This is a genomic window from Acidovorax sp. SRI_002 (assembly GCF_057586455.1).
Genome location: NZ_JBYCZW010000003.1, coordinates 124,314 through 143,695, shown reverse-complemented (window position 1 = coordinate 143,695; position 19,382 = coordinate 124,314). Strand labels below are relative to the sequence as shown.

The window sequence follows — 19,382 nt, the reverse complement described above, 5'->3', positions numbered from 1 at the left end:
AACCACAAGACCCTAGGAGACCCACACATGCCCGCCAAGATTCGGAAGATCATTGTTCAAACCGACGAAGTCCGCGTGGAGATGGGGCGCGACGTACAGCCGCCTGTGCGCAAGGCCCTGGCCATGGCCGTCATCGAGAACCCCTGCGCGGGCCGCTATGTCGAGAACCTCGACGAACTCGTGGCCATCGGTGAAGAGCTGGGCGCACTGCTGGGTGCCCGTTGCGTCGCAGCCCTGGGCATTGAACCTGGCCAGGCACAGAGCTACGGCAAGGCCGCCATCGTGGGCGAGGCGGGCGAGCTGGAACATGCCGCCGCCATCCTGCACCCAAAGCTGGGGGCGCCACTGCGTGTGGCGGTCGAGAAAGGCGCTGCCCTGGTGCCGTCCAGCAAGAAGATCGGCGGCCTGGGCACCGCCATCGACGTGCCCCTGGGCCACAAGGATGCCGCCTATGTGCGCAGCCACTTCGACGCCATGGAGGCCCGCGTGGCCGACGCCCCCCGCGCCAACGAAATCGTGGTCGCCATCGTCGTGACCGACAGCGGCCGTCCGCTGGCACGCATTGGCGGTCTTCAGGCCTCCGAAATCAAAGGCGAGGATGGACTGCGCTGATCTGAGCGCGCACTACCATCCCGAGCAGTCTCACCAGTTCCCCTTCCCCAACCCACCTTTCAGGAGTTTCCCCATGACGATGCGACGAAACCTCATGCGTGCCACGGCCGCAGCCGCGCTGGCATTCACGCTGGCCCCTGTGGTGCACGCCCAGGATGTCATCAAGATTGGCGAGATCAACAGCTACAAGGCGCAACCCGCCTTCCTGGAGCCCTACAAGAAAGGCATGGAGCTGGCGGTCGATGAGATCAACGCATCGGGTGGGGTGCTGGGCAAGAAGGTTCAGCTCATCATCCGCGACGACAACGCCAACCCTGGCGACGCCGTGCGCGCTGCCGAAGAACTGGTGTCGCGCGAAAAGGTCGATGTGCTCACGGGCTCGTTCCTCTCGCACATCGGGCTGGCGCTGACCGACTTTGCCAAGCAAAAGAAATTCTTCTTCCTGGCCGGTGAGCCACTGACCGACAAGATCGTCTGGCAAAACGGCAACCGCTATACCTACCGCCTGCGTCCCTCCACGTACATGCAGGTGTCGATGATGGTGCCCGAGGCAGCGGCCCTCAAGAAAAAGCGCTGGGCGCTGGTGTACCCCAACTACGAGTATGGTCAGTCGGCCGTGGCCACGTTCAAGCAGCTGCTCAAGGCGGCCCAGCCCGATGTGGAGTTTGTGGCCGAGCAGGCGCCCCCGTTGGGCAAGGTCGATTCGGGTAGCGTGGTGCAGGCCCTGGCCGACGCCAAGCCGGATGCGATCTTCAACGTGCTGTTCGGTGCCGACCTGTCCAAGTTTGTGCGCGAAGGCAACACGCGTGGCCTGTTCCAGGGCCGTGAAGTGGTCAGCCTGCTGACGGGCGAGCCCGAATACATGGACCCGCTCAAGGACGAAGCGCCGAACGGCTGGATCGTCACCGGCTACCCCTGGTACGGCATCCAGACGCCTGAGCACAAGGCCTTTCAGACTGCCTACCAGGCCAAGTTCAATGACTACCCGCGCCTGGGCTCCATCGTGGGCTACAGCGCCATCAAGTCGCTGGCCGAAGGCATGAAGAAGGCCGGCTCCACCGACACTGAAAAGCTCGTGGCAGCGTTCAAGGGCTTGCAGGTGCCCACGCCGTTTGGCCGCATCACCTACCGCCCCGAGGACAACCAGTCCACGATGGGCGGCTATGTGGGCCGCACCAAGAACGAAGGCGGCAAGGGTGTGATGGTGGACTACCGCTATGTGGATGGCAGCAAAGTCCAGCCCTCGAACGACGAAGTCAAGAAAATGCGCCCCGCCGACTGACGGCCGCGCAAGGCCGGGGAGGGCTCCCTCCCTGCCAACTGCCCCTGATCTCTGAACCATAGCGCAGGCGCCGACCTGCAGGGATGGACCTTGCCGTGACCCCGAAGGATGTGGAATGAGTTTTTCGAGTTTTATCGTTCAGCTGCTCAACGGACTGGCGGGGGCCTCCTCGCTGTTCCTGGTGGGCGCCGGGCTGTCGCTGATCTTCGGTGTCACGCGCATCGTCAACTTTGCGCATGGCTCGTTCTTCATGGTCGGCATCTATGTGGCCTATTCGCTGGTGGCCAAGCTGGGCACCGGCCTGGGCTTCTGGCCCGCGCTGCTGCTGGCGGCGGTGGTGGTGGGGGCGCTGGGCGCTTTGGTGGAGGTGGTGCTGCTGCGCCGCATCTACAAGGCGCCCGAGCTGTTCCAGCTGCTGGCCACGTTTGCACTGGTGCTGGTCATCAAGGACGCAGCGCTGTGGTTCTGGGGGCCGGAAGAACTGCTGGGCCCGCGCGCGCCGGGGCTGTCGGGCTCGGTCAACATCCTGGGGCGGCAGTTCCCTTCGTATGACCTGTTTCTGATCGTCGTAGGCCCGGTGGTGCTGGGCCTGTTGTGGCTGCTGCTCACCCGCACACGCTGGGGCACGCTGGTGCGCGCTGCTACGCAAGACCGCGAAATGGTCAGCGCCCTGGGCGTGAACCAGGCCTGGCTGTTCACGGCGGTGTTTGCCCTGGGCGCGCTGCTGGCGGGCCTGGGCGGTGCGTTGCAGCTGCCGCGCGAACCCGCCACGCTGGAGATGGACCTCAACACCATCGGCGCAGCGTTTGTGGTGGTCGTGGTGGGGGGCATGGGCTCCATTCCGGGCGCCTATGTCGCGGCCCTGTTGATCGCCGAAATCAAGGCCATCTGCATCTGGCTGGGCGTGGTGGACATCTTTGGTTTCAGCGTGTCGTTCTCCAAGCTCACGCTGGTGGTGGAGTTTCTGGTGATGGCCGTGGTGCTGGTCTGGCGCCCCTGGGGCCTCATGGGCAAGCCGCAGGGCGTGAGCCGCAACACCGGCCTGCCCGAGGCGCCCCTGCGCCAGCCCGAGCGCTGGTTCAAGCTGGGTGGCGCGGCGTTGGTGGTTGCGCTGGTGCTGTTGCCGTTGCTGACGACGGGCTCGCCATACCTCACGGTGCTGATGATCGACCTGCTGATTGCCGCGCTGTTTGCGGCCAGCCTGCACTTCATCATGGGCCCGGCAGGCATGCATTCGTTCGGCCATGCCGCGTACTTTGGCCTGGGCGCCTATGCCGCAGCGCTGCTGGTGCGCTCGGCGGGTATCCCCATGGAGCTGGCGCTGGTGCTGGCGCCGCTGGCGGCGGCGGCGGGCGCGCTGCTCTATGGCTGGTTCTGCGTGCGCCTGTCGGGCGTCTACCTGGCCATGCTGACGCTGGCGTTTGCCCAGATCACCTGGGCCATCTGCTACCAGTGGGACGGCTTCACAGGCGGCAGCAATGGCCTCACGGGCGTATGGCCTGCCGAGTGGCTGTCAGACAAGCGCAACTACTACTACCTCACGCTGGCCCTGGTGGTGGGTGGTGTGCTGCTGTTGCGCCGGGTGCTGTTCTCGCCGTTTGGTTATGCGCTGCGGGCAGGGCGGGATTCCGTGCTCCGGGCCGATGCGATCGGCATTGACGTCAAGCGCATGCAGTGGACGGCTTTCGTGATCGCAGGGCTGTTTGCGGGCCTGGGTGGCGCGCTGTTCGCGTTCTCCAAAGGCAGCATCTCGCCCGAGACGCTGCATGTGGGCCGCTCGGTCGATGGCCTCGTCATGGTGCTGCTCGGCGGGATCCAGACGCTGGCGGGCCCTGTGGTGGGCGCCGTCACCTTCACCTGGCTGCACGACACCGTGGCGCGCAACACCGACTACTGGCGTGCCATGCTGGGCGCCATCATCCTGATCCTGGTGCTGCTGTTCCCGCAGGGTATTGCGGGGGCCATCAAGCAGATCTTCGACAACAAGCGCGAAGCCAAGAACATCAAGGAGGGCACGGCATGAGCCTGCTCAAAGTCTCTGGCCTGGGCAAGTCCTTTGGCGGCGTCAAGGCGGTGGATGGCATCCACTTCGAGCTGGCTGCCGGCGAGCTGCTGGCGCTGATCGGCCCCAACGGCGCGGGCAAGTCCACCACCTTCAACATGGTCAACGGCCAGCTGCCTGCCGATGCAGGCTCCATCCAGCTCAATGGCCAGGAGCTGGTGGGCCGCAAGCCGCGCGACATCTGGCGCATGGGTGTGGGCCGCACTTTTCAGATCGCTGAAACCTTTGCATCGCTCACGGTGGTGGAGAACGTGCAGATGGCACTGATCTCCAACGACAACCGCCTGTTTGCGATGTGGCGCAAGGCGGCAGACCACAAGCGCGACGAGGCCCTGGCGCTGCTGGACCAGGTGGGTATGAAGTCGCAGGCCGACCGCCCCTGCAGCGTGCTGGCCTATGGCGATGTGAAGCGCGTGGAGCTGGCGATTGCCATGGCCAACGCGCCGAAGCTGCTACTCATGGACGAGCCCACCGCCGGCATGGCGCCCAAGGAGCGCAACGAACTCATGGCGCTTACCAAGCAACTGGTGATCGACCGCAACATGGCCGTGCTCTTCACCGAGCACAGCATGGACGTGGTGTTTGCCTATGCCGACCGCATGATCGTGCTGGCGCGCGGGCGCCTCATTGCCGAGGGCAAGCCGCTGGAGCTGCGTGACCACCCCAAGGTGCAGGAGGTGTACTTCGGCACCGGCAAGACCTTCGAGAAGAAAACGGCAGCCGCTGCTGCAGAGGCCGCATGAGCATGACGACCAACGAACCCAAAGAGCTGCTGCTGCAGGCCAAAGGGCTGCAGGCCTGGTATGGTGCGGCGCAAATCCTGTATGACGTGGACCTGGACGTGCGCCGGGGCGAAGTCGTGGCCCTGATGGGCCGCAACGGCGCCGGCAAGTCCACCACGCTCAAGACGCTGATGGGCATGCTGGCCAAACGCAAGGGCCAGATCCAGTTCATGGGCAAGGACATCTCCAAAAGCGACCCGCACGACGCCGCGCGCCTGGGCCTGGGCTTTGTGCCCGAAGACCGCCGCGTGTTCACCGACCTCACGGTGATGGAGAACCTGGAGGTAGGCCGCCAGCCCGCCCGCACCTGGCCCGACGGCACGGCCGCCCCGGTGTGGACGCCCGAGCGCCTGTTCAAGCTCTTCCCCAACCTGGGCGAGATGCCCCAGCGCCCCGGCGGCCGCATGAGTGGTGGCGAGCAGCAGATGCTCACCGTGGCGCGCACGCTCATGGGCAACCCTTATCTGGTGCTGCTGGATGAGCCCTCCGAAGGCGTGGCCCCCGTCATCGTGGAGCAGATGGCGCACATGATCCTGGAGCTGAAGGAGCAGGGCGTGAGCATTCTGCTGTCCGAGCAGAACATGCACTTTGCCGAGCTGGTGTCCGACCGCGCCTATGTGCTCGAAAAGGGCCAGATCCGCTACCAGGCCAGCATGGAAGAGCTGGCCGCCAACGAAGAGGTGCGGCGCGCTTACCTGAGCGTGTGATGCACCTGCGCAGCCGTGCGATGTGGTGCGCTGCACACGGGTGCTGTTGGTTACAAAAAACACCTCTTCAAACACTTGCGCGATGCGAGCACAAGCCCCGAAACTGGCGCCTTTGATGTAAGGAGCACTACATGAAGTGTCGAGGAGTGGAGGATGGATGCATCGACCGCCGGACTGCCATGGCGGGGCTGGCGGCAGCAGCGGGATGGGCCTGGGCGGGGCCGGCCGCTGCCGAGACCGGAGTGACGGACACCCGCATCAAGGTGGGGCAGTCGGCCGTGTTCACCGGCCCTGCCAAGGATTTTGGGGTGGATTACAAGGCGGGCATTGCGCTCTACTTCGACAAGGTCAACAAGACCGGTGGAGTGTTGGGGCGCACGCTGGAGCTCGTCTCCCATGACGACGCCTACGACCCCAAGAAGACCGCAGAAAACACCACGCGCCTCATCGACGAAGACAAGGTGTTTGCCCTCATCGGCTACGTGGCCACAGGCAACCTGATCGCTGCCATGCCCATTGCCGAGAAGGCCGGTGTGCCCATGTTTGCCCCGCTGGTCGGCACCACATCGTTTCGCACCAACCACAACCGCTACCTGTTCCACGTGCGTGCCAGCTACGAGGCCGAACTTCGCAAGATCGTGGGGCACCTGGCCACGCTGGGCATCCACAACATTGCGGTCATCTACCAGAACAGCGCATTTGGCAAATCCAACCTCGACACCTGCCTGCAGATTGCACAGGGGCTCAAGGTCAAGGTGGTGGAGTCCGTGCCCATGGAGATCGCCGCTACCGACGCCAAGGCCCAGGTGGCCTCGCTCACCAAGGCGCAGCCTGGTGCGGTGGTGATGATCATGGCGGGCAAGATGGTGGAGGTGTTCCTGCGCGACTACCGTGCCGGGGGCGGCGCCTCGCCGCTGTACACGATATCGGTGGGCATCACCGATGCGCCGGGCTCTGCGCAGCGCTTGAACGGCGGCATCGAAGGGCTGGTCACGGCCAGCATCGTGCCCTCGCCGCAGGCCAGCCGCCTGCCCATCGTGGCGGACTACCGCAAGGACCGCGTCGACGCGGGCGAGAAGATCGACAGCTACACCATGCTGGAGGGCTACATTGCCGCCCGCGTGTTTGTGGAGGGTCTCAAGCGCGCGGGCAAAGCGCTCACGCGCGAAGGCTTCATCAAGGCCATGGAAGACATGGGCACCACCAAGATCGGTGACTTTCCGCTGCAGTACGGCCCGGGCAACCACAATGGCTCCAACTTTGTGGATCTGGAGATGTACACGCGCACCGGCAGTCTGCGGCGCTGAGGGCACCCCAAAGAGACATGCACGCGCCCGCTTCGCTTCACACCATGGTCGTCAACGGCCAGCCTTGTGCCTTGCCAGCAAATACCTCCACCCATGCCACGCTGCTGCACGTGCTGCGCAATGACCTGTCGCTCAACGGCCCCAAATACGGCTGTGGCCTGGGGCAGTGTGGGGCGTGCACGGTGCTGGTGGATGGTATTGCCGCGCGGGCCTGCGTGATCCCGGCGCAGGGCGTGGCAGGCCGCGAGGTGACCACGCTGGAGGGGTTGCCCCGGCGTTGCAGCGTTACCGAGGGACTTCACCCGGTGCAGCAAGCCTTTGTGGATGAACAAGCCGCGCAATGCGGCTATTGCCTCAATGGCATGGTGATGATGGCCGTGGCCCTGCTGGAGCGCAATCCAGACCCCGACGAAGCAGCCGTACGCCGCGAGCTGTCGGGCAACCTGTGCCGTTGCGGCACGCATGTCGAAATCATCCGCGCCGTGCTGCGCGCGGCAGTGCTGAAGCGCGAGGCCCAGGCATGAACACGCCTCCATCCCTGCGCGCCCACAGCCCGCTCACCCGCGCCGACTTCCATGCCGCCCGGGGCGTGCTGCTGGTGGTGCGCAACCCACCGCCCGCGCCACCGCCCGTCAAGGGCCAGCCCGCGCTCGTGGCGGGCAACCCGGCCGAGGGCGTGGAGATACTGATCGCCGTGTGGGACGACGGCAGCGTGACCGCACTCAACGGCCATGTGGACCTGGGCACCGGCATCCGCACCGCGCTCGCGCAGATCGTGGCCGAAGAATTGGACGTGCCCTTGGCCCAGGTGAACATGGTGCTGGGCGACACCACACGCGCGCCCAACCAGGGCGCCACCATCGCGAGTGCATCCATCCAGATCCACGCCAAGCCTTTGCGCATCGCCGCCGCACAGGCACGCCACTGGCTGGTGGCCCAGGCCGCAGAGCGGCTGGGCGTGCCGGTGGATCAATTGCAGGTGCGTGCGGGGATCGTGCAGGTCACTGCAGACCCGTCGCGCCACGTGGCCTACGGCGCGCTGCTGGCGGGCGCGCACACCACGCTGGAGCTGGTGGATGCCACGCCCACCAAGGCCGCCGCCGATTACACCGTGGTCGGCCAGTCCGTGCCGCGCGTGGACATCCCCGCCAAGGTCAGCGGCGAACTGGTGTTTGTGCACGACATGCGTGTGCCCGGCATGCTGCACGGCCGCGTGGTGCGCCCGCCGTACGCGGGGGCGGACCATGGCGACTTCATCGGGAACACGCTGGAATCGGTAGACCAGCAGTCCATCGCGCACATCCCCGGCATCTGCGCCGTGGTGGTGATCCGCGACTTTGTGGGCATCGTCGCCGAGCGCGAGGAACAGGCCGAGCAAGCACTGCGCGAGCTGAAAGTGCGCTGGAAGGACTGGCCCGGCTTCCCGCGCCAGGACAGCACTGAGGCGCTGGAGCAGGCCATTCGCGCCAACCCCGCCACCCAGCGCCGCCTGGTGGACGAGGGGGATGTGGAGGGCGCCCTGGCCGCGCTGTCTACCGACGGCCAGCCCATGCCGCGCACCTATGTGTGGCCGTACCAGATGCATGGCTCCATCGGCCCGTCGTGCGCGGTGGCCGAATGGCGCAGTGATGACAGCACGGGCCGCCCGCGCATGACGGTGTGGGCGGGCACGCAAAACCCCCATGTGCTGCGCGCCGACCTCGCCCGGCTGATGGGGCTGACCGATGTGGACATAGACCTCATCCGCATGGAGGCCGCAGGCTGCTATGGCCGCAACGGTGCCGACGATGTAGCGGCAGATGCCGCGCTGCTGTCGCGCGCTGTGGGCGCCCCGGTGCGCGTGCAGCTCACGCGCGAGCAGGAGCATTTGTGGGAGCCCAAGGGCACGGCGCAGCTCATGCAGGTGCGCGGCGGGCTCAAGGCCGATGGCTCCGTAGCGGCGTATGACTTTGAAACGTCCTACCCCTCCAACGGCGCGCCCACGCTGGCCCTGCTGCTCACCCGCACCATCGAGCCCGTGGCCCAGGCCTACGAGATGGGCGACCGCACCGCGCGCCCGCCCTACCAGTACGACAACCTGCGCGTGGCCGTCAACGACATGCCGCCCATCGTGCGCGCGTCATGGCTGCGCGGCGTGTCGGCCCTGCCCAACTCGTTTGCGCACGAGTCGTATGTGGACGAACTGGCTACTGCTGCGGGTGTGGACCCGGTGCAGTTTCGCCTGCAGCTGCTGAACGACCCGCGCGCCGCCGAGCTGGTGCAGGCCACGGCCGAAAAGGCGGGCTGGATTCGCCGCACCGGCCCGCTGCAGCGCGAGCAGGACGGTGACTGGGTGCAGGGCCAGGGCTTTGCCTATGCCCGCTACATCCACAGCAAATGGCCCGGCTTTGGCGCCGCCTGGGCTGCCTGGGTGGCCGATGTAGAGGTCAACAAAAAGACCGGCGAGGTGCATGTGCGCCGCGTGGTCGTGGGGCACGACGCGGGCCTGATGGTGAACCCCGCTGGTGTGGAGCAGCAGGTGCATGGCAACGTGCTGCAGACCACCAGCCGCGCGCTCAAGGAGCAGGTGACGTTCGAGCCCGTCAAGCAGGCCGTGGACAACCGCGAATGGGGCAGCTACCCCATCCTGAGCTTCCGCGAGGTGCCGGTCATCGAGGTCATGCACATGCCCCGGCAGGACGAGGCGCCGCTGGGCTCGGGCGAGTCGTCGTCCGTGCCGGGCACGGCGGCGATTGCCAACGCGATCTTTGATGCGACGGGTGTGCGATTCCGTGCACCGCCCTTCACGCCCGAGGTTGTGCGCGCCGGGCTCAACCCACTGCCCGGCGGCGCAGGTCAAGCGGCTGCGGGCAGCACCCCACCCACTGAGCAGGCCGAGGTATTGCCCACGCTGGAGCTGCCCGCACCCACCGTGCCCGCCAGCGCCACATGGCCCGCCAAGCGCAGCCCCTGGGCCCGCGCCTTGGCCCTGGCCGCTGGTGGCATCGCCATGGGCGCGGCGCTGCTGGGCTGGCGCCCCTCCATCGCGCCCGTGGTGCAGACGGCCGGGGCCTCGGTCTACAACGCCGCCACCATAGAGCGGGGCCGCCTGCTGGCTGCCGCAGGCGACTGCGTGGTATGCCACACCGCACCCGGCGGCACGCCCAACACGGGGGGCCGCGCCATGGAAACGCCATTCGGCAAGGTCTACACCACCAACCTCACGCCCGATGCCGAGACCGGCATCGGCCAGTGGTCCTTCAGCGCCTTCCAGCGCGCCATGCGCGAAGGCATCTCGCGCGACGGCAAGCACCTGTACCCCGCGTTCCCCTACACCTCGTTCGCCAGGATGAGCGACGACGACCTCACCGCGCTGTACGCCTACCTGATGGCACAGCCCGCGGTGCGGGCCGAGGTGCCCAAGGCCGAGTTGACCTTCCCCTTCAGCGTGCGCCCGCTCATGGCGGGCTGGAACGCGCTGTTCCACGACGCGACCCCGTTCAAGCCCGACCCGACACAGCCCCCCGAATGGAACCGGGGCGCCTATCTGGTGCAGGGCGTGGGCCACTGCGGCGCCTGCCACACGCCGCGCAATGCGCTGGGGGCCGAGCTGGGCGGGGCTGCGTTCCTCTCCGGGGCCATGATTGATGGCTGGGAGGCACCTGCGCTCACCGGCCTGTCGAAGGCGCCCGTGCCCTGGACGGCCGATGCGCTGTACGGCTACCTGCGCCACGGCCACAGCCCGCAGCACGGCAGCGCCTCCGGCCCCATGGCACCCGTGGTGCGCGAGCTGGCGCATTTGCCCGACGACGACATCCGCGCCATGGCGGGCTACCTGGCCTCGTTCACCGCGACGGAAGCGGCTACCCAGCCAGCCACCCTGCCTGTGCCTGACCCGCAGCAGCGCGCCCAAACCGCCGTGGCCCAGGCCGCTGCGCTGGCGCCGCAACCCGGCCAGGCCCAGCGCCTGTTCGACGGCGCCTGCGCCGCCTGCCACCATGACGGCGACGGCCCGCGCCTGCTGGGCGTGAATGTGCCCCTGGCGCTCAACAGCAACCTGCACAGCGACCGGCCCGACAACCTGCTGCAGGTCATCGTGCACGGCATCCGCGAGCCCGCCGCGCGGGACATCGGCTTCATGCCCGGCTTCGGCCACGCGCTCAGCGATGCGCAGATCACCGAGCTGGCGGGCTACATGCGCCAGCGCTACGCCCCCGGACGCCCGGCGTGGCGTGACGTGCCCGAGGCGCTGGCGCGTGTGCGGGCAGGGCCTGCGCATCCTTGATTTTTAGTGTTTTTGGCCGCTAGCGCTTGATGGATAAGCGCTGATAGCTATAAAAACAGGAATGATTGAAGCTGAAGGTGGCCTGGCACTGCCGCGCCTGTGGGCCATCGATGGCCCCGTGGGACATGAACAGCGCCGCCATTTCCCCTCACATCACCGCATTGCCCCCGTGCCACGTTGGCACAGTGGCATGGGGCCTGGTCCATGGTGGGGCAGGCCAGGGTGCTGGTGGGTCTGCGGGCCTGCAACATGCACCGTGATCCCTCGGCCCGCCTGCTCGGTGGCCGAAGAAGACTTCCTCCAAGGAGAACACCATGCCCAATGCCGAAATGGAAATCCACGTGATCGTGCTGCGCATGATGCGCGAAGGCTATGCCGCACTGAGCGCGGCCCAACGAAGGGTTGTGGATGCGTTGATGGCCGTGTGTTGAGGGGCTGCGTCGGCAGCTGCCAGCCCCACGTCGCACCTTCTAGAGGGCGGTCAGTGTTTGCCGTCCGTTGGCGTGCCGCTATGCCCAATGCAGCAAGGCAGCATCTGCCTCCATCGCTTGTGCAATGAGGCGCATGTCGCGGTCGCTCACGACAAACAACCCAAAGCGGAACTTGCTGCCCCAGCGCTGGCGGTCGTCCACAAACTCCAGCGCGTCCAGCAGCGGCGCAATCGCCGCCTCGCGTGCAGGCACATAGGCCACGTCCCGCCGCGACGGCACAAACCCACCGCCCATATCAAACGCATACGGCGCGCCCGGCTGCACGATGCCAATCGAGACAAACGCCTGCAGGCGGTCCTTGCCCCCCAAGGTCACCGTCGGCGCGTAATACGCCACGCGGTCGCCGGGGCGTATGCGCTGCAGCGGCGCCACCTTGCCATGGCACACCTGCATGTAGCCCGCGCCTGGCGTGGCACAGCCCCGGCGGGCGTGCTGGGCGCAGGCCACGGCAATCCAGTTGCGGCGCGTGGTGGCCGCAGAGGCAGCTGCCGACACAGGCATGTCGCTGCGCGCAGGCTCGGCATCCGGCCAGAGAGGGTGTTGCAGCACGGCGTCGGTCATGAGAAAAGCTCCGGGTCAAAGAAGCCACCGATGGTGCGGGCGTGCTGCTGACACCGCAGTGTCAGTACCTTTGCAGCATCCCTGTCAGCACCGTACAAGCCTCAGACCAACTGCCCCCACTGCCACAACGCAAACCCGCCCAGCAGCAGGGCCGAGGCCCGGTTGATGCGCTGGCGCCAGGCCGGCGTGAAGCGCTGCCGTTGGTAGGCAATCGCGCCGGTCAGCAGCAGCCACCAGGCGGCAGAACCCACCAGCACGCCCGCCACCATCCACAGCGGCGACGGCAGGCTGGGCCGACCTGCCCCCAGCGAGCCAAACACCGCAATGAACGACACGATGGTGGCCGGGTTGGCCAGCGTCAATGCAAACGTGCCGGCAGCCAGGCCCAGCAGCCCCCGCGCATCGCGGGCCGGGGCGGCGGTGTGGGCCACCGGCGCGTGCCAGGTGCGCCAGGCCAGCACCAGCAGCAGTGCGCCGCCCCCCAGCGCCAGCGGCGTCTTGGCCTGCGTCAGCCCATCGATGAGCCAGCGCACGCTGAAGGCGCCCACGGCGCCATACACCGCATCGGCCGCAGCCGCGCCCAGGCCGGTGGCCAGCCCGGCCGCCAGGCCCCGCTCCAGGGTGCGTTGCATGGTCAAAAGGCCAATGGGGCCCACAGGGGCCGCGATGAGCACGCCGATGACGGCGGCTTGCAGAAACACGGTGATTGAGGTCAAGTCCATGCAGCAATGCTAGGTCGGCGGCGGGCGGTGGAGAATGCAGAAAATTCGGCGAATCCAGAATTGGGTTTCGTTTTTTTCTGTGCCCATTGATAAAGGCTTTTATGGAAGTGGATGACAAAGCCTGGCGCCTGATCAACGCGCTGCAGGCCGATGGCCGCGCCTCGCTCAAGGAACTGGCCGAGGCCGTGGGCCTGTCGGTGCCCGCCACGCTCGAGCGCCTGCGCCGCCTGCAAGAGGCGGGCGTGGTGCGCGGCGTGCATGCCGATATCGACCCCGCCAAGGTCGGCTACGGCGTGCGCGCCGTGGTGGGCATCAACGTGCCGCAGCCCGGCAAGAAGGCGCTGATCGACAAGCTGCTCAAGTCGCCCCAGGTGCTCGAATGCCACCATGTCAGCGGCAACGACTCGTACGTGATGCAGGTCGTGGCGCGCGACCTGCCCGATCTGGAGCGCTTTCTGGGCGATATCAACGGCTATGGTGAAACGCGCACATCCATCGTGTTCTCCACGCCCATCCCGCTGCGTGGCCTGGCCCGCCCGGAGGCGGGCTGACCCACCCCTCAGAACGTGATCTTCACCGACGCCGCACTGCGCTGCGCGTCGCCATGGAACACCGCCTCGATGTTGTTGCCATCCGGGTCCAGCACAAAGGCGGCGTAGTAGCCGGGGTGGTAGGGGCGTTCGCCCGGTGCGCCGTTGTCGGTGCCGCCGTGGGCCAGTGCGGCCTGGTAGAAGGCATCCACCATCGCCCGGTCCTGCGCCTGAAAGGCCAGGTGCGTGCGGCCGGTCAGGTGGCCTTGCGCGGCAGGGCTGTCGGCAGACGACACAAACAGCTCGTCCGCCCAGAAATAGCCCTCGTCAGCGCCACCCATCGGCACCTTCAGCGCCCCCAGCGCGGCTGTGTAAAACGCCTGGCTGGCCGCCAGATCGCGCACAACGAGCTGAATGTGGTCAATCAGCCGTCCCCGGTGCAGTTCCTGTGTTTCCATGCGGTTGTCCCTTCTTCAATCAAGAAAGTGCGTGCAAACCCACGCGGTTGCCATCCAGGTCATGGATGTGCGCAAAAAACCCCATGCCCGGTGGCAATGCCTGGCGGGGCAGTGCTACCTGGCCGCCGTGGGCTACGGCGCGCTCCAGTGCGGCGTCGAGCGAGGGCGAAGCGTCCAGGTACACCAGTGTGCCGCTGCCCGATACCTGCGGTGCCGTCGGGCCCATCATCAACGCGCCGCCCACGCCGTCTGCTGCGCCGTCGTAGGGAAACACAGCACCTTCGCTGGGCCCCATGTTCTCGCGGCGCAGGGGCTGGCCCAGCACGGCTTCATAAAAAGTCTGGGCGCGGTCGAGTTGGGTGGTGGGGATTTCAAACCAGGTGATGGCGTTTTTCATGCAAAGGCTCCTTGTGTGTGCAAACTCAAAAAAGAAGCCTTGATGGTCGCGGCGGCCTGCTGACAGCGCAGTGTCAGCAGCGTGTCACCGGGCTCACATGCTGCGGCCCGGGCTCGATGCCGCAACCTGTGCGCGAAAGCTGCGCGGCGACAAGCCTGCATCGCGCGTGAAGGCGCGGGTGAAGTACGCCGGGTCGGCATAGCCCAGCGTGTAGGCAATGGTGGCCACGCCCAGGTGCGTGTAGGCCAGGTTGCGCCGCGCCTCGCGCATCAGGCGCGCCTCAATCAGCCGCTGGGCCGATACGCCCGTGGTGGCCCGCGACACGCGGCTGAGGTGCGTGGGCGACACGGCCAGCGCCCGCGCGTAGTCGGCCACCTGCCAGTGCTCCAGAAAATGCGCCTCGATCAGCGCCTCCAGCCGCTGCACCAGGCTGGACTCTGGTGCTGCCGCGTCGCCCGGGCTGTGGTCTTCCATCGCGCGGGCCACCCAGCCCAGCAGCGTGGCGCTCAGGCCCCGCAGCACCAGCGCACGCGCCTTGGCGCGGCCCGAAAACTCCTGCCAGATCTGCCCCATGGCCTGGCTGATGGGCGGGCTGGCGGTGACCACGGCGGGCCGCGCCAGGTCGCGCCGCACATCGCCCACGCGCACAAAAATCTCGTCCATCAATTCATCGGCCAGCGTGGCCACCCAGCCCTGTGTGTGCTGTGTGAACCGAAACGCATGCACATGGCCCGGCGGCACGTTGATGAGCGCACCGGCGGCCAGCGCGTGCTGCTCGCCATCCAGGTGCGCCACGCCGCCGCCCGATTCGATCAGCAACACCTGGTGCAGCCGCGTGTGCCGGTGCGGGGCCAGCTCCCAGTCGTGCAGCACCGATCGCGCGGCAATCGTCTCGCAGTGCAGCACGTCGGGCAGGTGCTGCGACTCGCCAAACAGGCTGTACGACTGGATGCTGCTGTGGTTCTCGGCCATGTTCGAAAAGTGCATGTTCTGGCTCCATCCGTCCATTCAACGCGGCGACTGTGCCACGTATCTTTGGGTGGTCGTTTTGACCCATGTCATCAACCCAACAGAGCGGCTCACACAACTCAGCGAAGCGGCCCTGGCTAGGCGTCCTGCCGCAGACAGTACAAGCAGTACGGCAAGGCAGGACAACAACGCCAGGGGAGTTTTGTGAGCCGCTCGCCACAAAGGAGACACCATGAAAACCCAGGTTTGCATCATCGGCGGGGGCCCCTCGGGCCTCATGCTCTCGCAGCTCTTGCACCTCAAGGGCATCGACACCATCGTGCTGGAGCGCCAAAGCCGCGAATACGTGCTCGGCCGCATCCGCGCCGGCGTGCTCGAGCACGGCTTTGCCGCGCTCATGCGCGAGGCCCAGTGCGGCGAGCGCATGGACCGCGAAGGCGAGATCCACGACGGCTTCATCATTGCCCACGACGGCAAGATGGACCGGGTCGATTTGCACAAATACAGCGGCGGCAGCTCGGTGGTGGTGTACGGCCAGACCGAGCTGACGCGCGACCTGTACGAAGCGCGCGACCGCATGAAGGGCATCGTCATCCACAACGCCGAAGACGTGCAGCCGCACGACCTCAAAAGCGCCAACCCGTACGTCACCTACCGCAGTGGCGACGAGGTGGTGCGCATCGACTGCGACTTCGTCATCGGCGCCGACGGCTTCCACGGCGTGAGCCGCAAGTCCATCCCGCGCGATGTGCTCAAGGAGTATGAAAAGGTCTACCCCTTCGGCTGGCTGGGCGTGCTCTCGCGCACCAAGCCCGTCTCGCCCGAGCTGATCTACGCCAAGCACGAGCGCGGCTTTGCGCTGTGCTCGCTGCGCTCGCAGGTGCTGAGCCGCTACTACATCCAGGTGCCGCTGACCGACACCGTGGAAGACTGGTCCGACGATGCCTTCTGGGCCGAGCTCAAGCGCCGCCTGCCCGCCGAGGTGGCCGCCCAACTCATCACCGGCGCATCCATCGAGAAGTCCATCGCCCCCCTGCGCTCCTTCGTGGCCGAGCCCATGCGCTACGGCAACCTGTTCCTGGCGGGCGACGCCGCTCACATCGTGCCGCCCACGGGCGCACGGGGCCTGAACAGCGCGGCGTCCGACATCTACTACCTGTACCACGCCATGGTGGCCCACTACCAAAACGGCGATAGCACCGGCCTCGACAAATACTCCGAAAAGGCCCTGGCCCGCGTATGGAAGGCCCAGCGCTTCTCGTGGTGGATGACGACCATGCTGCACACCTTCCCGGATTCCATCGCGTACGACCAGAAGCTGCAGGACACGGACCTGGCGTATCTGTTCTCTTCTGAGAAGGCGCTGGGGTCGCTGGCGGAGAACTACGTGGGGTTGCCGTTTTGAGCCCCCTGCGGTAGCACTGCTACCCAGTCAAAGGCTTGCATGGGGTGTCTCCCTGCAAGCCTTTTTTTGCGCCCAGATCGGCGTTCAGTGCAGGCAGTCGCGTTGGGCAGCGGTCTCCATCTGCTACGCAAAATTTAGGCAGAACTGATGCTTACGCCCGCACAGCAGGCCCGATAGCATCGCACCAAGTTTTCAGATCATTTGCCCAGTGGTGTCGATGTGCGATTCGACGATGGCTCGAATACGATGAAGCTGCCGATGCAGCGTTTTGAGGCAGTGCACTTCACATCCGATAGTGCCAATCAACAGTCAGGAAAATCTCAAAAATGGATTGGGTCCCGATAGTCTTCATTGTGTTCAAGGTGGCCGTTTTCGGCACAGGCATGTTCTTCGCCATCAAGTGGCATTACGACCAAGGGAAGAAGGCGAGGAACGAAGCCAGCAGGTCGCAAATGCCGACCGAACGCACGCCGGGCGCGTCGGAGTAGGCGTCTGATTCCCCGGCGATGGTCGGCGGGCCATCAAACTTTTCCCTACCTGTATCACGCGATGGTCGCCCGTCAAAAAAAAGCGGCGACGGCATCCAGCTCGACAAATACCCCGAGAAGGCCCTGGCCCGCGTGTGGAAGGCTCAGCGCTTCTCACGGTGGATGACGACCATGTTGCACACCTCCCTCGAATCGCTTGCCTACGACCAGAAGCTGCAGGACACGGACCTAGCGCATCTGATCTCGTCGGCGGAGAACTATGTGGGGGTGCGGTTTTGAGCCGCCGGGTCGTGCATCTGGGCGCACCCTGGGGCTTGGATTGCTTAGGGGCTGTATTGCCAAGCTTCCTATAGAAAGCCCGTCGCAAAATCTAAGGCTTGCAAAGGTTCGCCGATGCAAGCCTTTGTTGTAAGCCTGCACAGCAGAACATCGCTCCTTCGACAGGGGAGTCTTCCCAGCCACCGCCTTGGGCAGCATTGGCTATCTGCTATGGGCACATGTCCGCCCGGCTGATGCGTTCGCCCGGGCTGTTAGCAGCTATGCCATCGTGAATACATTGCATTTCGCCAGTTTTTTTGTCCCAGCAAATATCCCCAAACAGCATGAGCATCTATTGCAGCAAGCGCACTTGTTTGTGTTACTCCAGCAGTCAGGAGCTGGGAAAAAGGCCTCAATGCAAGTATCTGAACAAAAAATGCCAGTCAGTGGTTTAACTGACTGGCATTGCGCATCAGCGGGCTCGTAAACGTCAGCTGATCTCCACCCCAGATCGTCGCGCACCCTCAACCACTGCACCATGCAGAATGTCAGTGCCCGGCTTCACCAGAGGCCAAGCCTCTACAAAACCCAGCTTTTTGGCACCGGGCTCAAAGAGGCACACACACTCATGATGCGGGTGCTGCGCTGAGGCGTACAGGATGCCTTCATAGCCTTGTCCAAAGCACTCCTCAGCAAACGCTTGGGTATGCTGAAGACGCTGTGACTGCAGCACCGGGTATTGCTCTTCGAGTCCTCGCAAATCCACCAGCCTCAAGGGCTTCTTGGATGTGAAAGTGCCCAACTCCTTCAACCGCAAATCCGCTAAAGCAACGAAGGTTTTAAGTTCACGTCTGAAAACTGCTTCATACAACGCCGTCTCCGCGCTATCTGCCAGATACGCAGTCACCCCAGTTGCCAGACAAAACCGCCCTGCTTTGATGCCTGCCGGAGGCAGAATCATTCGATTGATTTTGACACTACCCTTGCGTACAGCAGTGCGCTGCACGCGATGGAAAATCTGCCCAGCGGGCAATTCAATTTTAGGAACCTGCTTTTCTGAAATTATCATTTTTGAAGAACATATTTATTAATGTCCTTCTGCCATAGCCAGTTGCAAGATACGCTCTGCAGATTCGCCCTGTTCCAACGCCACCAAAGGGGTGCGGCGGTCAAGTGCCTCTTGAGAGTTTTCAAGGAACGCCAGCACGCTCCAGCTATCCGTCGTGCCCAGCGCTTCAAACAGAGGCTGAATCAACTCAAAGACCTGCGGCTCAAATTGCCACTTAGGAATTTTGAAGCCACGGCGCAGGTTAGCAATGCCAATGCAACGATTTTGCCTAATCCAAGCATTAATCGTTACACGCGACACGCCGGCCAGCTCTGCAGCCTCTTCAGTCGTCAGCATGTCAGCTGCAGCAATCCGGTTTTTACGGAACTCTGCACCTGAGCGCAAAACTGCAGCAGACTGTGCTGCAGTAGCATACGGGTCAGCCTTACCCGCTGTTTTATCCTTGGCATCTACCTTAAGCCGAGCAGAAAGATTGTTTAGTGAATTAATCAACATTTAACTTCCTTCTACCATATTCATGGTGCATTCTTCATGTTCTCTTTTAGTGGAGAATAAAATCCGCACCGTGCGAACAGAGTGCTCTGGCAATTTGCTCTTAGCTTTGAAGATAAAGAATTAATAAATTTTTCAAATTTATTAATTAACAGCGAAAATCTAAGCGTCCAAATATATCTTGATTTTCCGTCTGAAGATTCAGATTCAAATTCTGACAATGAATCTATAGCACGACCAATAAGTACTGAAAATGCATAGTCTAGATAAGATTTTCTTGTCTCATCGTGCGTTTTGCTGCCTTCATCAATAATTTGAAATATTTTTTTATTCAGTTTATCTCTAAGTTTTTCGACGCTACCTTCCGGAACAATAGATCCTTCTTGTATTAATCGCTCTCGAAGCGATTGCATAGGGTTGGGTGGTGATAGTGCTTCGGCTGTCATGTGAGAGCTTCAAATTTGAGGGGTGACGACGGCTAGCGTCGGTTGTGGAGGTGAGCCCATTGTCGCAATTTTTGAAAGTT

18 protein-coding genes are annotated in these 19,382 nt (G+C 64.4%); 10 read left to right on the top strand and 8 right to left on the bottom strand.

Annotation, left to right across the window (positions count from 1 at the left end; all coding sequences use genetic code 11):
- The first annotated feature begins 27 nt into the window (after positions 1-27).
- The 8 genes from AC2YJX_RS08820 (at position 28) to AC2YJX_RS08785 (ending at position 11,016) form a co-directional block, all read left to right on the top strand.
- On the top strand, positions 28-612 hold the full coding sequence (locus tag AC2YJX_RS08820) for an amino acid synthesis family protein (protein WP_274106096.1): 585 nt from the start codon (positions 28-30) through the stop codon (positions 610-612).
- Positions 613-685: 73 nt separating this feature from the next.
- On the top strand, positions 686-1,894 hold the full coding sequence (locus AC2YJX_RS08815; RefSeq protein WP_055398805.1) for an ABC transporter substrate-binding protein: 1,209 nt from the start codon (positions 686-688) through the stop codon (positions 1,892-1,894).
- A 115-nt stretch (positions 1,895-2,009) separates the two neighbouring features.
- Positions 2,010-3,917 (top strand): ABC transporter permease, encoded by a 1,908-nt coding sequence (locus AC2YJX_RS08810; protein WP_436129593.1) that lies wholly within the window; start codon positions 2,010-2,012, stop codon positions 3,915-3,917.
- The gene (locus AC2YJX_RS08805; protein WP_055398725.1) at positions 3,914-4,699 is read left to right on the top strand and encodes an ABC transporter ATP-binding protein; all 786 of its coding nucleotides are present in this window, start codon (positions 3,914-3,916) and stop codon (positions 4,697-4,699) included. Before AC2YJX_RS08810 ends, AC2YJX_RS08805 begins: the two co-directional genes overlap by 4 nt.
- A 2-nt stretch (positions 4,700-4,701) precedes the next feature.
- Positions 4,702-5,445: an ABC transporter ATP-binding protein gene (locus AC2YJX_RS08800; protein ID WP_176889093.1), complete on the top strand. Its 744-nt coding sequence runs from the start codon at positions 4,702-4,704 to the stop codon at positions 5,443-5,445.
- A 131-nt stretch (positions 5,446-5,576) separates the two neighbouring features.
- Positions 5,577-6,752: an ABC transporter substrate-binding protein gene (locus tag AC2YJX_RS08795; RefSeq protein WP_487255819.1), complete on the top strand. Its 1,176-nt coding sequence runs from the start codon at positions 5,577-5,579 to the stop codon at positions 6,750-6,752.
- Between the two features lie 17 nt (positions 6,753-6,769).
- Positions 6,770-7,276 carry a (2Fe-2S)-binding protein gene (locus AC2YJX_RS08790; protein ID WP_487255818.1) on the top strand — a complete coding sequence of 169 codons (507 nt, stop codon included), beginning with the start codon at positions 6,770-6,772 and terminating at the stop codon, positions 7,274-7,276.
- Positions 7,273-11,016, top strand: a complete 3,744-nt coding sequence (locus AC2YJX_RS08785) for a molybdopterin cofactor-binding domain-containing protein (protein WP_487255817.1) — start codon at positions 7,273-7,275, stop codon at positions 11,014-11,016. Before AC2YJX_RS08790 ends, AC2YJX_RS08785 begins: the two co-directional genes overlap by 4 nt.
- Positions 11,017-11,525: 509 nt before the next feature.
- Here the strand turns inward: AC2YJX_RS08785 and AC2YJX_RS08780 are convergent.
- Together AC2YJX_RS08780 and AC2YJX_RS08775 are read right to left on the bottom strand one after the other, a co-directional pair.
- Positions 11,526-12,068, bottom strand: coding sequence for an EVE domain-containing protein (locus AC2YJX_RS08780; RefSeq protein ID WP_255577877.1), 543 nt, complete (start codon positions 12,066-12,068; stop codon positions 11,526-11,528).
- A gap of 101 nt (positions 12,069-12,169) precedes the next feature.
- On the bottom strand, positions 12,170-12,790 hold the full coding sequence (locus tag AC2YJX_RS08775; protein WP_192419609.1) for a LysE family translocator: 621 nt from the start codon (positions 12,788-12,790) through the stop codon (positions 12,170-12,172).
- A 101-nt stretch (positions 12,791-12,891) separates the two neighbouring features.
- Between AC2YJX_RS08775 and AC2YJX_RS08770 the strand changes: the two genes are divergently transcribed.
- Complete coding sequence (locus AC2YJX_RS08770) at positions 12,892-13,341, top strand: Lrp/AsnC family transcriptional regulator (RefSeq protein ID WP_487255816.1); 450 nt, start codon at positions 12,892-12,894, stop codon at positions 13,339-13,341.
- Between the two features lie 8 nt (positions 13,342-13,349).
- On the opposite strand, the gene AC2YJX_RS08765 is transcribed toward AC2YJX_RS08770, so the two are convergent.
- From AC2YJX_RS08765 to AC2YJX_RS08755, 3 genes are all read right to left on the bottom strand, one after another.
- Positions 13,350-13,778 carry a VOC family protein gene (locus tag AC2YJX_RS08765; protein ID WP_121507896.1) on the bottom strand — a complete coding sequence of 143 codons (429 nt, stop codon included), beginning with the start codon at positions 13,776-13,778 and terminating at the stop codon, positions 13,350-13,352.
- Between the two features lie 19 nt (positions 13,779-13,797).
- Positions 13,798-14,175, bottom strand: coding sequence for a VOC family protein (locus AC2YJX_RS08760; RefSeq protein WP_487255815.1), 378 nt, complete (start codon positions 14,173-14,175; stop codon positions 13,798-13,800).
- A 93-nt stretch (positions 14,176-14,268) separates the two neighbouring features.
- Positions 14,269-15,162: a helix-turn-helix domain-containing protein gene (locus tag AC2YJX_RS08755; RefSeq protein ID WP_487255814.1), complete on the bottom strand. Its 894-nt coding sequence runs from the start codon at positions 15,160-15,162 to the stop codon at positions 14,269-14,271.
- Between the two features lie 214 nt (positions 15,163-15,376).
- Here AC2YJX_RS08755 and pobA point away from each other — a divergent pair, with 214 nt between their 5' ends.
- Complete coding sequence (gene pobA, locus AC2YJX_RS08750) at positions 15,377-16,549, top strand: 4-hydroxybenzoate 3-monooxygenase (protein WP_487255813.1); 1,173 nt, start codon at positions 15,377-15,379, stop codon at positions 16,547-16,549.
- Positions 16,550-17,785: 1,236 nt separating this feature from the next.
- Here the strand turns inward: pobA and AC2YJX_RS08745 are convergent.
- The 3 genes from AC2YJX_RS08745 to AC2YJX_RS08735 are packed head-to-tail and all read right to left on the bottom strand — an operon-like array spanning position 17,786 to position 19,302.
- Entirely contained in the window at positions 17,786-18,364 is a 579-nt protein-coding gene (locus tag AC2YJX_RS08745; RefSeq protein ID WP_487255812.1) for an RES family NAD+ phosphorylase, read from the bottom strand.
- A gap of 18 nt (positions 18,365-18,382) precedes the next feature.
- Positions 18,383-18,859 (bottom strand): helix-turn-helix domain-containing protein, encoded by a 477-nt coding sequence (locus tag AC2YJX_RS08740; RefSeq protein WP_487255811.1) that lies wholly within the window; start codon positions 18,857-18,859, stop codon positions 18,383-18,385.
- A 20-nt stretch (positions 18,860-18,879) separates the two neighbouring features.
- Positions 18,880-19,302 (bottom strand): hypothetical protein, encoded by a 423-nt coding sequence (locus AC2YJX_RS08735; protein WP_487255810.1) that lies wholly within the window; start codon positions 19,300-19,302, stop codon positions 18,880-18,882.
- Positions 19,303-19,382 lie beyond the last annotated feature (80 nt).

Coding starts and splice junctions, on each gene's coding strand:
- AC2YJX_RS08820 (WP_274106096.1), top strand. CDS start 28: ATGCCCGCCAAGATTCGGAAGATCATTGTTCAAACCGACGAAGTCCGC.
- AC2YJX_RS08755 (WP_487255814.1), bottom strand. CDS start 15,162: ATGCACTTTTCGAACATGGCCGAGAACCACAGCAGCATCCAGTCGTAC.
- AC2YJX_RS08790 (WP_487255818.1), top strand. CDS start 6,770: ATGCACGCGCCCGCTTCGCTTCACACCATGGTCGTCAACGGCCAGCCT.
- AC2YJX_RS08780 (WP_255577877.1), bottom strand. CDS start 12,068: ATGACCGACGCCGTGCTGCAACACCCTCTCTGGCCGGATGCCGAGCCT.
- AC2YJX_RS08815 (WP_055398805.1), top strand. CDS start 686: ATGACGATGCGACGAAACCTCATGCGTGCCACGGCCGCAGCCGCGCTG.
- AC2YJX_RS08765 (WP_121507896.1), bottom strand. CDS start 13,778: ATGGAAACACAGGAACTGCACCGGGGACGGCTGATTGACCACATTCAG.
- AC2YJX_RS08760 (WP_487255815.1), bottom strand. CDS start 14,175: ATGAAAAACGCCATCACCTGGTTTGAAATCCCCACCACCCAACTCGAC.
- AC2YJX_RS08795 (WP_487255819.1), top strand. CDS start 5,577: ATGAAGTGTCGAGGAGTGGAGGATGGATGCATCGACCGCCGGACTGCC.
- pobA (WP_487255813.1), top strand. CDS start 15,377: ATGAAAACCCAGGTTTGCATCATCGGCGGGGGCCCCTCGGGCCTCATG.
- AC2YJX_RS08785 (WP_487255817.1), top strand. CDS start 7,273: ATGAACACGCCTCCATCCCTGCGCGCCCACAGCCCGCTCACCCGCGCC.
- AC2YJX_RS08805 (WP_055398725.1), top strand. CDS start 3,914: ATGAGCCTGCTCAAAGTCTCTGGCCTGGGCAAGTCCTTTGGCGGCGTC.
- AC2YJX_RS08800 (WP_176889093.1), top strand. CDS start 4,702: ATGACGACCAACGAACCCAAAGAGCTGCTGCTGCAGGCCAAAGGGCTG.
- AC2YJX_RS08745 (WP_487255812.1), bottom strand. CDS start 18,364: ATGATAATTTCAGAAAAGCAGGTTCCTAAAATTGAATTGCCCGCTGGG.
- AC2YJX_RS08770 (WP_487255816.1), top strand. CDS start 12,892: ATGGAAGTGGATGACAAAGCCTGGCGCCTGATCAACGCGCTGCAGGCC.
- AC2YJX_RS08810 (WP_436129593.1), top strand. CDS start 2,010: ATGAGTTTTTCGAGTTTTATCGTTCAGCTGCTCAACGGACTGGCGGGG.
- AC2YJX_RS08735 (WP_487255810.1), bottom strand. CDS start 19,302: ATGACAGCCGAAGCACTATCACCACCCAACCCTATGCAATCGCTTCGA.
- AC2YJX_RS08775 (WP_192419609.1), bottom strand. CDS start 12,790: ATGGACTTGACCTCAATCACCGTGTTTCTGCAAGCCGCCGTCATCGGC.
- AC2YJX_RS08740 (WP_487255811.1), bottom strand. CDS start 18,859: ATGTTGATTAATTCACTAAACAATCTTTCTGCTCGGCTTAAGGTAGAT.